This is a genomic window from Staphylococcus sp. FSL W8-1270 (assembly GCF_038007165.1).
Taxonomy (GTDB): Bacteria; Bacillota; Bacilli; order Staphylococcales; family Staphylococcaceae; genus Staphylococcus; species Staphylococcus hominis.
This window is the reverse complement of sequence record NZ_JBBOWQ010000001.1, coordinates 1289052-1301987: the sequence shown is the minus strand read 5'-3', so window position 1 is coordinate 1301987 and position 12936 is coordinate 1289052. Positions and strand designations below refer to the sequence as shown.

The window sequence follows — 12936 nt, the reverse complement described above, 5'->3', positions numbered from 1 at the left end:
TTGCTCTAGACTATCTTTCATATTAATTATTATTTTGATTTTTTCTTCTAATTTGATATGAAGCGTTCATTTTAATAAGTTCATTTTTCAAAGTTTTCATTTGACTATACCCCATAAAGTGGTATTTTCTTTTTAACATATATTGATATCGTTCTAAAAAATTCATAGGAACAACTGGATATTGGTCTAACTGATTTAAATCAATAGACTCTATTTCATTAATTTGTCTAAAAAACAAAAGAAGTAGTTCAAAATAATCATCGATATATTGTTTTGCTAAATCAGAATTTAGTTGTCTTTTCTTAGCATAGACATCAAGTTCATTTTCTAGCGATTCAAATTGTGATTTATTAATCATTTGATTAGACTTCCTTTTTCATTGCTTTCATGCGTTTTTGCCCTTCTCTACAATCCTCAAGTAATGGACAAATATCACATTTTGGTTTTCGAGCAATACAATGATAACGTCCAAAAAAGATAAGTTGATGATGACTTTTACTCCATCTTTCTTTTGGAATAATATCACACAAACGTTCTTCTACTTGTTTAACATTATCTTTCCACTTATTAATACCTAGACGCTTTGAAACACGTTCAACATGTGTGTCTACTGCCAAAGAAGGCTCATCAAAAGCTACACTCATGACAACGTTCGCTGTTTTTCGTCCGACTCCAGCTAAACTTTCTAAATCTTTATGTGTATGAGGAACTTGTCCATCGTACTGGTCGAGTAAAGATTGGCATAATTTTTTAATATTTTTTGCTTTATTACGATATAAACCTATGGATTTTATATCATTCTGCAATTCTTCTATATCTACTTTTAAATAATCTTCAGGTGTTTTATATTTTTTAAAAAGTGAACGTGTTACTTTATTAACTAAATTATCTGTACATTGCGCAGATAATAATACAGCTATTGTTAATTCAAACGGATTATTATGTTTTAATTCACATTCTGCATCGGGAAACATATCTGCAATAACGTCAATCATTTCTAATGCTTTTTTCTTACTTACCATCTAGATTCTCTCCATTTAACCAGTCAAATTTAGGTATATGTTTTACAGTATGAGTTAATTTAGGTTTATTGAATTTTTCTCTCACTTTGTTAGATTCTTCTAAAGTTGTTACATTGTTTTTCTTCCAATTTAATAAAATACGATCAACATATTTAAAGCTTAATTTATCATGACTATATGCTTCATCTAATGCAGCACGTATTAAAGTGTAATCATGTTGGTCTATATCAATCCATTGGTTGAGCGTTTCGATTTCATATGGTGATAAGGGTCTCGAAAACAACTGTTCAATATATTGAAATAAATCCTTAAAGTTTTGTTGCGTTTGATGATGTGTAGTTTCATTTTTTTCTTGAGTTAAAATATCACTTAACTTTTCGTAAAAACGATTTAAATTCATATATTCAGTAAATTTTCCTTCCTCATCTTTACTTACATGCAGTGCAAGTAAATCACGCTGAATTAAATTTTGAATAATTGATGTTATTTCTCTCGGCTCCATATTTGAACCTTTTTGCAAAAATTCTATTGAGGGTTGTTTATTAGAAACTTCAGCGGCATAAATCAACTTAATCAAAATGACTAAATCTTTTTCATTTAAACCTAATTCATTGTAATGATCGAAAAGTTCCCTTCTAACTACAACAGGACGAGTTTTAAGTTGATGTGTGTCCATGATACCCCTCTCTTTCTTATTGTAAAAAGTGGGAGTGAGACATGAATAACATCATTTAGTCTCACTCCCCAAGTATGATTTATAAAACGTGATATTTTTATGGATATAAACGATTTAATAAACGTGGGAATGGTGATGTTTCTCTCACGTGTTCAACGCCTGAAATCCATGCAACTGTACGTTCTAAACCTAAACCGAAACCACTGTGTGGCACACTACCATAACGACGTAAGTCTAAATAGTAGTTATAACTTTCTGTATCAAGTTGATGTTCATCGATACGTTGTTCTAATAATTCTAGATCATTGATACGTTCAGAACCACCAATAATTTCACCATAACCTTCTGGTGCAATTAAATCTGCACATAAAACTGTGTCTTCGTTGACAGGGTTAGGCTGCATATAGAATGGTTTAATTTTAGTTGGATAGTTTGTAATAAATACTGGTAAATCATAATGATTAGCTATAGCTGTTTCATGAGGCGCACCAAAGTCTTCACCCCATTCAATGTCATCAAATCCTTCTTCTTTTAAGAATTTGATAGCATCATCATAAGAGATGCGTGGGAATGGCGCAGATACTTTTTCTAATTTGCTCGTATCTCTATCTAGCGCTTTTAATTCTAATTTACAATGTTCTAATACAGATTTTACGATATGTGATACATATTGTTCTTGAACTTGTAAACTTTCTTCGTGATTGGTAAATGCCATTTCAGGTTCAATCATCCAGAATTCAATTAAATGACGTCTTGTTTTAGATTTTTCCGCTCTAAATGTCGGTCCAAATGAGAAAACACGTCCGTGTGCCATAGCTGCAGCTTCCATATATAATTGACCACTTTGAGATAAAAATGCATCTTGATCAAAGTATTTAGTATGGAATAATTCACTAGTACCTTCTGGTGCACTTGCAGTTAAGATAGGCGGATCAATTTTAGTAAAGCCATTTTCATTAAAGAATTCATATGTTGCTCTAATAATTTCATTTCTAATTTTCATTACTGCATGTTGCTTTTTAGATCTTAACCATAAATGACGATGATCCATTAAGAATTCTGTACCATGATTTTTAGGTGTGATTGGATAATCATGAGCTTCATGAATGACTTCAATTGATTTTACTTGCATTTCATAGCCTAAATCAGATCGATTATCTTCTGTAATTGTACCTGTGACATATAATGATGATTCTTGTGTAATGTCTTTAGCAAGTTTAAATGTTTCTTCGTCAACTTCTGATTTAACGACAACACCTTGCATAAATCCACTACCATCACGTAATTGTAAAAATGCAATTTTACCGCTTGAACGTTTATTTGTTAACCAAGCGCCAATTGTGACTTCTTGATTAATGTATTGTTTTGCTTGTTTAATTGTTGTTTTCATAATCAAACTCCTACTTTATTTTCTTTTTATACAATACTTATTTATTTTATCAAAATAGAAAGTGAACTTCTAGCACCTGAATAGTGTTCTCATCATTTAAAATAATCTATTTTTTTCTATTTTTCAGTTTACTTGCCTGCATGCGGTGAAGTAATTTACTAAATTGTTGAATATTCCCTTTTTTTTGGGAATAAGATTCTAACGATTGTTCAAAAAAACGCTTATAGTTACTATTTGTTAAACGATCGTCAAAGGAAACAATGAGCCCCTTGTCATCTTCGTTACGAATCAATCTACCTAGACCTTGTCTAAAACGCGTTACAGCATCAGGTAAGACATAATCTTTAAATGTAGATTCAAATTCTGAATCCATTAACCAATGCTTTGTATTATATTTATTCATGAATGGTAATTTAGCAATCATCACACATTTAATACCATTAGATTGATAGTCAAATCCTTCAAAGAATGTTGATGTACCTAACAAAATAGCTTTATCAAAATGATTAAATTGTTGAACAATTTTATAGTTTTGATTTTGTTGTTGGGTCAAAATAACATAATCGTCAAATATCGGTAATTCATTTAATAGCTCTTGTACCATATGCATCATTCGATAACTTGTGAAAAGTACGAGACATTTAGATTGTGTTACAGTGACGTACTCTTGAATATAGTCTACAATAGATGCTACATAATCTTCTGTATTTTTAAAATCATAAGAAACAACATCGCTTGGAATGTAAATATTTGTTGATTTATGATTTTGAAGTGATGACTGTACTTCATAAGTATTAAATTCTACATCTTCTTTAAACCAGTTTTTAAATGCCTCAAACGAATGGTTGAATGTAAGTGTGCCTGAAATAAATGTTAATGATTTAAATTTCTCGAGCACTTGCTTTGTTAAAATATCACGGACTTCATAATCTTTTACAATTAGACGTATGGTCGATTTTTGATTCAAATTTTTGATAGATATGAAGGCAGTATGATTTTGTTTTAAACTTAGTTCTATATGTCTGTAATTATCGTTAATGTAAAGTAATTGCTTACGTATAGATTTGATTGTTTTATGGTTAATACCATTAAAAAATTCTAAAGTTTTGTTGATTTTGTCTACAATTGCATGCAAATCTTTTAGAATACGTGTAGCATCAAAGTCGAATACATAATGATATCGATGTACATCATCATCATGTACGTCTGAGTGTTGAACAATATCAAAAATATGATTAAATAGGGTTTCATTTAGTTCGTGTAAATCAGAAATATTAGATTTTAGACCAAACACGTCAATAGGTGGAATATCTAATCGTTCTAAAATACGTTGTTGCTCTAAATGATCTACTAATTTAAGAAGCTTTTCATTTTCATTTTTCCCTATTAAACCTAACTGATATTTGATATCAGAATAGTTTAATTCATTGGTCACTTGATTAAGAGCATAATCAGGTAAACGATGTGCTTCATCAATGATACAATCATCAAATAACTGATAGATTGAATTCTCTTGATCTGAATGAATAAGATGCGCATGATTAGTAATACCAATTTGAATATTTTGAGCATTACGTTTTATATAATTATAGTAATGAATATCGTGCCTTACTGGAACATAAGTTTCTAATTTTTGGTCAAAATACATTTTCTGACCACCTTTTAAATTTAACTCTTGTATGTCTCCAGTATTTGTTTCTAATATCCATATAAGTAATTGCATTTTTAAAATATTCACTTCATAGTTAGCTGTATCATCTTTTAAAATTTGACTTATCAATCCTAGTGAAATATAGTCTGTTTTACTTTTGATAAGTGCAGCATTAATTTTGAAATCTAGCGCGCGATTAATACTAGGAATATCTTTTTGAAGTAATTGATGTTGAAGTAATTTTGTGTTTGTTGAAATCATTACATGTTTGCCTGTTTCAATGTTATACATCAATGCAGCTAATAAGTATGCTAGTGATTTACCACTTCCTAAAGGTGCTTCAATAAGTGCCTTATCATTATGCATTAACTGCTCTAAAATAATTTCTGACAAATAGAGTTGTTGTGGGCGATAAGTAAGTTCAAGTGCTGTTGTAACTTCTAGATATAAATCTTTTAATGAACCTTTAAATTCAATTTGTGGTACTTTTAAGTCTTGTTGTTTTTTATAGATAATCTGTTCAAATTGAGCATACTGATAATCTATATCATGATTATGATGTTGTCTGACCATTTCAAATAAAATGTTAAATAAATCATATTTTAAATGCTTACTTAAATAATATAATTGCTTTAAGGTATCTATAGGTAATGACTCAAACTTTTTAAAAGCTTTAATCATTAAATAGGCCGTTGTTGTTGCATCCTCATCTGCTCGATGTGCATTTGTCAGAGGTATATTATGAGCATTTGCTAATTCACTTAATTGGTAACTTTTTTCAGTAGGAAATGCAATTTTAAATAATTCCAGGGTATCAAGCACCTTTTTAGGTTTAAAATGAATATTACTTTTTTCAAATGCCTTTTTAATGAAATTTAAATCAAAGTCAACATTGTGTGCTACAAATATACAATCTTTGAGTTGTTCGTATATGTCATCAGCAATTTCATAAAAATACGGTGCTTGTTCTAGCATAGTTTCTTCGATAGAAGTCAAAGCTTGGATAAATGGTGGGATTTCCAAATCAGTACGAATCATTGAATGATAAGTTCCTGATATTTTATTATCACGTACAAATGTAATACCAATTTGTATAATTTCATCATGTTCAAGTTGGTTTCCGGTTGTTTCTAAATCTACTACCGCAAAACTTGTATATGCCATATCTATCTCTCCTAATTCTATCCGTATGCTTATATATCTATATCTGCGCTTATCAGTCGTCTCATCTGATTATCTTCATCTTTGACAATTAAAAAGCCATCATTATCAATATCAATAGCTTCACCTATAAATTGTTCTCCACTTTCAGTAAATGTTAACTTACGATGCCAAATATTAGATGTACGAATGTATTCATCTCTAATCGTTTCAAATGAAGAATTAAGAAATTGATGGTAACGCTTTTCAATTTCCTCAATTAAACGTTTTAAAAATTGATATCGATTGATTTCTTCTGAATAGTGCAAGCGAATGCTTGTAGCACGATGACGTATAATATCAGAAAAATCTTCTTCTTGATGGTTTAAATTAATACCAATACCACATATTATAGCCTCAACTGCATCAGCATTTGCTACCATTTCTGTTAAAAATCCACATACTTTTTTATCATTAATATAAATATCATTTGGCCATTTAATCTCTATTTTGTCTTTAGAAAATGCTTGGATAGCATCTCTAATTCCTAAAGCTATAAAAAGATTAAATTTTGGAATCATTGCAAATGAGACATTAGGTCTTAAAACAACAGACATCCATAACCCTTTTCCTTTTGAAGAAGACCAATTACGATTGAAACGACCACGACCTTTTGTTTGCTCATCACTTAAAATTAACATGGTGTATTGATTATCAACAAGGCTTTGTTTAGCAATAGTTTGAGTAGATTCAACACTATCATATACTTCAATTTTGGATACTAAATGATTAGACTCTAGTACTTTATTGATAATGCCTCTATACCAACGATTTGGCGATGCATTAAGCTTATGTCCTTTATGATTAATTGAGTCAATATCACATCCATCTGCTTTTAATTGATCAATTACTTTTTTTACAGCAGCTCTCGATATATTAAGCTGATTCGCAATGTATTGACCAGAAATATATTCTGATTGATGCTCATATAACATTTTAACGACATCTTGACTATATTTTGACATTTTCATTCACCCATTTCAAAATTTCTTCTTTGTTATTTTTGATTTTATCAGTAACTATCGCACATTCTATTTCTCTCAATACATTTTTTAACCAAGGGCCACCATTTTTATTAAAATGGTCAAGTAAATCTTTTCCATTCACATCCATTTCTTTACGTTCATGTAATTGGAGGTGTTGAACGACTTGTTTAATAGAAAGAGAATTGATAATAAGTTCTGAAGCGGTAGGAATTTGATTATTTTGAAGTACAGAATAAATATTTAAAACCTTTAAGATATAATAGTCACTATAATCATAAACAAATAATTTTAAAGCATCTTTAGAAGTAATTTGAGGTAATGTTTCAATAATATCAATATATGTATGTATATCTGATTTTTCTTTATTACTAATTTTTAATTGCTTTAAAGAAGGAAACGTATCATTTTTTATAAGTAAAATGGCTAACCATTGTTCAAATTCAAGAGGTTCATTGATGTAAACACATGTCATATCTAATTCATTAAAAAATGGAATATGATTAAAAAGTTTTAAAGATAATAAATTATGATAACTCTGTTTAACATTACTTCCTAAGATTAATTTTTTAAATTCTACAACAATTCGTTCGATTGATAAATATTCAATGTCCGAACAAGTTAATTGCATTGCTTCAAAGGTTTCAGTATGAATATCAAATGTAAGTTGTGACTGAAATCTAAGTCCACGAATAATTCTTAATGCATCTTCTTTAAATCGTTCACTTGGATTCCCTACTGTACGTATTAATTTTGATTGTATATCCTTTTGACCACCAAAGTAATCAAATATTTTATAATTTTTATCCATAGCAATAGCATTGATAGTGAAATCTCTACGTTGTACATCTTCATAGAGATTTCTCACAAAATGAACTTCACTTGGACGACGGTGATCTAAATAATCACCTTCTGATCTAAATGTCGTCACTTCGTAATTTTCATTGTTGAAAACAACATTGATTGTTCCATGCTCTTTTCCAATTGGAATAGTGTGTTCAAATATATCTTCAATTTCGTCTGGCATCGCACTTGTAGTGATATCAATATCATGAATTGTACGATGCATAATGTAATCTCTGACTGCCCCGCCTACAAAATAAGCTTCGAAATGATGTGTTTCTATTTGATTAAGAATTGGCAGAGCTTTTTCAAATAATTCATTACCCATATTAATCCTCTTTTTTTAATTCAACATTTTTTTATAGTAATATTCATATTGATCGACGATAAGTTCAGAACTAAATCGTTGTTTAATATCTTTAAGCATATTACTTTGTAATCTTTGATAGAGTTGCTCATCTGTTAATAATTTTAGTGCATAATCACTTGCTTGTTCACTATCTCCTACATCTACAATATAACCTGTTTCACCATGTTTGATGACTTCTTTAATACCTCCAGCATTTGAACCTATAGGTACTACTCCCGTAGTCATTGCCTCTAATAGTGTAAGACCAAAACTTTCTTTTTCACTTAACAGTAAAACTAAATCAGCCATTTGATAAAATTTACTAACTTGAGCTTGTTTACCTAAAAATAATACATCATCTTCGATATGTAATGATCTTGCTATTTTACGCATATCTAAAAGTTCTGGGCCATCACCTAATAAGATCAACTTACTTGGTATATGTTTATGGACTTTAGCGAAAGTTTCTAAAATAGTGTCAATACGTTTGACTTTTCTAAAGTTTGATACATGTATAAGAACTTTTTCCTCAGGCTTTATATCGTAAAGCTCTTTATATTGATTTTCATGTTGTGTAGGAAACTCTTTTTCTCGAACAAAATTATAAATAGGAATAATCTCTTTATCTGTTTCAATAATTGATTGTGTTTGTTTAGCTAATGACTGACTGACACTAGTCACGAGGTCACTTTGTTCAATGCCAAATTTAATAGCACCTTTAAGTGAATGGTCGTAGCCTAACACTGTGATATCAGTACCATGTAATGTTGTCATAATTTTTATATCTTTTCCAGCCATTTGACGTGCTAAAATACCACATACAGCATGTGGTACAGCATAATGCATATGCAAGATATCCAAATCATACTCTTTAATGACTTCAGATATTTTTGTGCTCAATGTAATATCATACGGTGGATATTGAAATACTGCATATTGATTTACTTCGACTTGATGGATAGTAATGTTAGGCAACGGCTTACGAATTCTAAAAGGAATATTTGACGTAATAAAGTGAACTTCATGTCCCCTTTCTGCCATTTTAATACCTAATTCAGTTGCTATGATACCTGAGCCACCCATTGACGGATAACATGTAATACCTATTTTCATAAAATAACCACCTTTCTATCCATTATTTACGTTCAAATCGGTTTTTATCTCTAGTATTAAATTTCTCCATTGTATCATTAAAACTTTCTGTCATATCAATACCAAGGGAATTAGCAATGCAAAGTAAAACAAATAAATTATCTCCTAATTCAGCTTTAACAGAGTTTTCTTCTTCCGTTGGTTTCTTTTGCTTTTCACCGTAATAATGATTGATTTCTCTTGCAAGTTCGCCCACTTCTTCTGTTAGACGGGCTAAATTAGCTAATGGAGAAAAATAACCCGCTTTAAATTGACTAATATAGTCATCTACTTCTTTTTGCATTTGATTTAAAGATTTCATCATCATTCTCCTTTTTTCCGTTTCTTACTAAGTATATCTCAAATTACTTGTTAATGCATTTTATCAATTCTATTCTATGGGGTATAAAAAAGAGCGAAACAGAATTCATTTTTGAATTCATATTTCGCTCGGTATAACTATTTGAAAATCTTAAATGTTATTATACAAGATTTAAACTTAAGTTAGTTTATAAAGGTATTTTAGTTATCATTTGCACGTGCCAGTAAAATAATTCTAACAAGTTCGGCTACAGCTGTAGCTGTTGCTGCTACATAAGTCATAGCTGCTGCTGATAATACCTTTCTCGCATGTTTATATTCTTTTTCATTCACAATATTAAGTGCAGTAATTTGTTTCATAGCTCTTGAGCTTGCATCAAATTCAACTGGTAATGTCACGATTGAGAATAAAACTGCTAATGACATTAACCCAGCACCAATCCATAATGCAGTTGAGCCAAAAGCGCTACCTAATGCTGTTAAAAAGATACCAGCCATAATAACGATGTAGCTTAATGAACTACCAATATTTGCTAACGGTACTAAAGCAGTTCTAAAACGTAAAAATGCATAACCTTGTTGGTGTTGAATAGCGTGTCCAACTTCGTGTGCCGCAATAGCTGTACCAGCTACTGAAGGACGGTCAAAGTTTGCAGGAGATAAACAAACTACTTTCTTATTTGGATCATAGTGGTCTGTTAAAAAGCCTTCGCCCTTAACTACATCTACATCATAAATTCCATTAGCATGAAGAATTTCTTCTGCTACTTCACGACCAGTTTTACCACTTGTTGATCTTACCTGTGAATATTTTTCATAATTTGATTTTACTTTGTGTTGAGCCCACATTGGAATGAGCATAATAATGACGATATATATAATATAAGACACTATAGACAATCAATTTCACTCTCCTTTAATCATATTCTACTGACTATCGATTTTTTTATCAAATAATTTAACCTTTATTAATTTATTAAAATTATAATAAAGCATAAGTGATATAATACTTAGCCATAGCGCGATAAAAGCAACTAAATGAACGTGTTGCTGTATAAAATCATAATAAGGATATTTCTTTAATATATAATCTACATAATCATTGTTAAATACCCATATCATAGAGATAAACAAACTGAGCATAGAGATGTTGAATCGTGGATAAAAATAGATACTTTCAAGTACCATAATTCCATGACTAATAATTAAAAATACATTCATAATAGTTATATCATCATTATTAATTATCATTATAAAATTCATAATGACAGCCCATAAACCATATTTAAATAAAGTTACAAATGCTAGTCCTTCAATAATACTATTTTGTTTATTTAAAATTATTAAACAAATTGATATACATAAAAATAGCGATGCAATAGGACTATCTGGTACAAAAATTAGATAATGCCATTGTGTCTTAAGTAATTGATTACCATACCATATAAAACCATAAATGGTACCTAAAACATTACATATAAGCAATATTACGAGTATGGAACGTTGATATAATGATAATTCCCATAGTTGTCTTAAAGTAGGCATAAGTTATAATTCCTTTAATTTTGATCTATGAGTGATGAGTTAATACACTCAAAATTTGTGATAATTGATAAAAGCGTTGTTGATCTTTCATTTGTAAACTTACATCGATATGATGTTCTAATTGTTCGATTAATGAATACTTTTTATTTAGATCAAGATTTAAGTGATATATATTATTAAGATATGCAAGATATTGATCAGAATATATTAATTGTTGAATTATGAGCTCATTTAATCGCCAATCTTGCTCATCGTTGTATTCAAAGTGAATGAATATATCAATACAAATATCTTTAGAAGCTATATAATTGAATATTTCATTTGTATTAATTAATGTTTGATCGTCTTTTGTTAATTTAATTGCAGAGAAATTGGAGTGTTTTAGGCCAATTTCAAGGGTTATATGACTTTTAATTTTCTTATTTACAAAATGACTACAATTTAATTTTAGCGGTGAAGCTTTTAAATAATTTAATAGCCACACACTAATTCTGGACTTAAAATGATAATGAAACAAAGCATATTCAATATAGCTTTGTTTCATTTTAACTAATGTGTCATTCAATTTTAACACCCACTCTAGTCATTCAATCTACTCAATTCTTCATTCCAAGTTTCATTAGTTGGATCAATGATTAATAACTCGTTAAGCAATACTTTAGCTTTATCTTTTTGGCCAATTTCAATTAAATAAAAATAATAATCGCTTAAGAATAAACTCTGAGATTTCAATGTCGGATAAGCCAATTCATAGAAATGTTGGGCTTCAGTATCTCTTTCTTCTTCCCCATATGCATGTGCTAAGTGCCACATAAAGACAGGGTCAAGATCTTCTTCATCTACATAAGATAGGAGTGAAATGATGGCTTCATAATCTTCTTCTTGGCGGAATAAATCACTTAAGATAAGTAAAGGTTCATGGTAAGCATTATCTACTTCAAGTGCTTTTTTAAGAAGTTCTACCCCCTCATTCGCATCTCCATGTTCAATTTCTAAACTACCGGTAGAAACCATGAGCTCTTTATAAAATTGATTAAGACGTAACCCTTCTTTACCTGTTTCAATCGCATCTGGATAATTTTTTTCATTTTCATATAAAGATTGTAAATAAAAGTAACCTTGAATAAAGTCTGGATCTTTAGAAAGAAGTGTAGTCATAATTTTTATAGCTTCTTGAGTTAGATCATTTTTTTCATATGCGATAGCTTTTTTGAAAAAGTCATCAGAGATCATTTCATCTTCACTAATCTCATCAAATAACTGTATAGCATCACTATAATTTCCACTTTGTAACGCACAATCAGCCATTCTTGAAAATAAATTAATTCCATTTATTTCATATTCGCCTGTATCTAAAACAACTTCATATTCTCGTGTAGCACGAAGGTATTGTCCATCAAAATAAAGTAATTCTGCTAAAGCAAAATGAATAATTGGGTCATTAGGTTCTAATTCACGCGCTTCAGTTAATTTATCAATAGCAACTTCAGTCATATTGATTTGTTGATATAAGTCGGCTTCTAACATTAATTTTTCAGGTGACAATTCAACTTGATTTAAATATTCTAATGCTTCGTCTGTCTGATTTTCAGACATAAGCCCTTCGATAAAATAAATTAATAGTTCACTTTCATCTGGATACTTATGATATAACGTTCTAAACACTTCAAGACCTTGAGGTGTTAATCCAAAGTTATATAATGTTTCTCCTAAAATAAATAAAGCATCATCATTATTGGAAGTTAATGCTTCATTTACACGTGTATCTAAATGATCTATTTTTTGAAGATTGATATCGTCTATTAATTTATAGATATCTTCCATA

Annotated in this window: 13 protein-coding genes; all 13 read right to left on the bottom strand. The window is 29.8% G+C overall.

Annotated features, from left to right (window positions below):
• Window positions 1-22: 22 nt before the first annotated feature.
• The 13 genes from NSU06_RS06615 to NSU06_RS06555 all read right to left on the bottom strand — a co-directional run bounded on the left by NSU06_RS06615 (window position 23) and on the right by NSU06_RS06555 (window position 12935).
• Complete coding sequence (locus NSU06_RS06615) at window positions 23-358, bottom strand: YpoC family protein (RefSeq protein WP_048762447.1); 336 nt, start codon at window positions 356-358, stop codon at window positions 23-25.
• Between the two features lie 4 nt (window positions 359-362).
• Window positions 363-1022, bottom strand: a complete 660-nt coding sequence (gene nth, locus NSU06_RS06610) for an endonuclease III (RefSeq protein ID WP_049415974.1) — start codon at window positions 1020-1022, stop codon at window positions 363-365.
• Entirely contained in the window at window positions 1012-1698 is a 687-nt protein-coding gene (locus tag NSU06_RS06605; protein WP_048762449.1) for a DnaD domain-containing protein, read from the bottom strand. The genes nth and NSU06_RS06605 overlap by 11 nt, the downstream gene beginning before the upstream one ends.
• A gap of 97 nt (window positions 1699-1795) precedes the next feature.
• Window positions 1796-3088, bottom strand: coding sequence for an asparagine--tRNA ligase (gene asnS / locus NSU06_RS06600; RefSeq protein WP_049415977.1), 1293 nt, complete (start codon window positions 3086-3088; stop codon window positions 1796-1798).
• 106 nt (window positions 3089-3194) lie between these two features.
• Complete coding sequence (locus NSU06_RS06595) at window positions 3195-5903, bottom strand: helicase C-terminal domain-containing protein (RefSeq protein ID WP_049382031.1); 2709 nt, start codon at window positions 5901-5903, stop codon at window positions 3195-3197.
• Window positions 5904-5932: 29 nt separating this feature from the next.
• Window positions 5933-6904, bottom strand: coding sequence for a biotin--[acetyl-CoA-carboxylase] ligase (locus NSU06_RS06590; protein ID WP_049415980.1), 972 nt, complete (start codon window positions 6902-6904; stop codon window positions 5933-5935).
• Complete coding sequence (locus tag NSU06_RS06585; RefSeq protein WP_049382029.1) at window positions 6891-8093, bottom strand: CCA tRNA nucleotidyltransferase; 1203 nt, start codon at window positions 8091-8093, stop codon at window positions 6891-6893. Before NSU06_RS06585 ends, NSU06_RS06590 begins: the two co-directional genes overlap by 14 nt.
• A 15-nt stretch (window positions 8094-8108) precedes the next feature.
• Complete coding sequence (gene bshA, locus NSU06_RS06580) at window positions 8109-9227, bottom strand: N-acetyl-alpha-D-glucosaminyl L-malate synthase BshA (RefSeq protein ID WP_017176302.1); 1119 nt, start codon at window positions 9225-9227, stop codon at window positions 8109-8111.
• Window positions 9228-9249: 22 nt separating this feature from the next.
• The gene (locus NSU06_RS06575) at window positions 9250-9567 is read right to left on the bottom strand and encodes a nucleotide pyrophosphohydrolase (protein WP_017176301.1); all 318 of its coding nucleotides are present in this window, start codon (window positions 9565-9567) and stop codon (window positions 9250-9252) included.
• A gap of 200 nt (window positions 9568-9767) precedes the next feature.
• Window positions 9768-10466, bottom strand: coding sequence for a zinc metallopeptidase (locus NSU06_RS06570; protein ID WP_017176300.1), 699 nt, complete (start codon window positions 10464-10466; stop codon window positions 9768-9770).
• A gap of 27 nt (window positions 10467-10493) precedes the next feature.
• Window positions 10494-11111, bottom strand: a complete 618-nt coding sequence (locus tag NSU06_RS06565) for a DUF1405 domain-containing protein (protein WP_049415982.1) — start codon at window positions 11109-11111, stop codon at window positions 10494-10496.
• A 25-nt stretch (window positions 11112-11136) separates the two neighbouring features.
• Window positions 11137-11676: a YpiB family protein gene (locus NSU06_RS06560; protein ID WP_017176298.1), complete on the bottom strand. Its 540-nt coding sequence runs from the start codon at window positions 11674-11676 to the stop codon at window positions 11137-11139.
• Window positions 11677-11690: 14 nt separating this feature from the next.
• Complete coding sequence (locus tag NSU06_RS06555) at window positions 11691-12935, bottom strand: tetratricopeptide repeat protein (RefSeq protein ID WP_049415985.1); 1245 nt, start codon at window positions 12933-12935, stop codon at window positions 11691-11693.
• Window position 12936 lies beyond the last annotated feature (1 nt).

What these genes read in the sequence shown, in the direction of transcription:
- NSU06_RS06615 (WP_048762447.1), bottom strand. Translation starts at nt 358, where the DNA reads ATGATTAATAAATCACAATTTGAATCGCTAGAAAATGAACTTGATGTC.
- nth (WP_049415974.1), bottom strand. Translation starts at nt 1,022, where the DNA reads ATGGTAAGTAAGAAAAAAGCATTAGAAATGATTGACGTTATTGCAGAT.
- NSU06_RS06605 (WP_048762449.1), bottom strand. Translation starts at nt 1,698, where the DNA reads ATGGACACACATCAACTTAAAACTCGTCCTGTTGTAGTTAGAAGGGAA.
- asnS (WP_049415977.1), bottom strand. Translation starts at nt 3,088, where the DNA reads ATGAAAACAACAATTAAACAAGCAAAACAATACATTAATCAAGAAGTC.
- NSU06_RS06595 (WP_049382031.1), bottom strand. Translation starts at nt 5,903, where the DNA reads ATGGCATATACAAGTTTTGCGGTAGTAGATTTAGAAACAACCGGAAAC.
- NSU06_RS06590 (WP_049415980.1), bottom strand. Translation starts at nt 6,904, where the DNA reads ATGTCAAAATATAGTCAAGATGTCGTTAAAATGTTATATGAGCATCAA.
- NSU06_RS06585 (WP_049382029.1), bottom strand. Translation starts at nt 8,093, where the DNA reads ATGGGTAATGAATTATTTGAAAAAGCTCTGCCAATTCTTAATCAAATA.
- bshA (WP_017176302.1), bottom strand. Translation starts at nt 9,227, where the DNA reads ATGAAAATAGGTATTACATGTTATCCGTCAATGGGTGGCTCAGGTATC.
- NSU06_RS06575 (WP_017176301.1), bottom strand. Translation starts at nt 9,567, where the DNA reads ATGAAATCTTTAAATCAAATGCAAAAAGAAGTAGATGACTATATTAGT.
- NSU06_RS06565 (WP_049415982.1), bottom strand. Translation starts at nt 11,111, where the DNA reads ATGCCTACTTTAAGACAACTATGGGAATTATCATTATATCAACGTTCC.
- NSU06_RS06555 (WP_049415985.1), bottom strand. Translation starts at nt 12,935, where the DNA reads ATGGAAGATATCTATAAATTAATAGACGATATCAATCTTCAAAAAATA.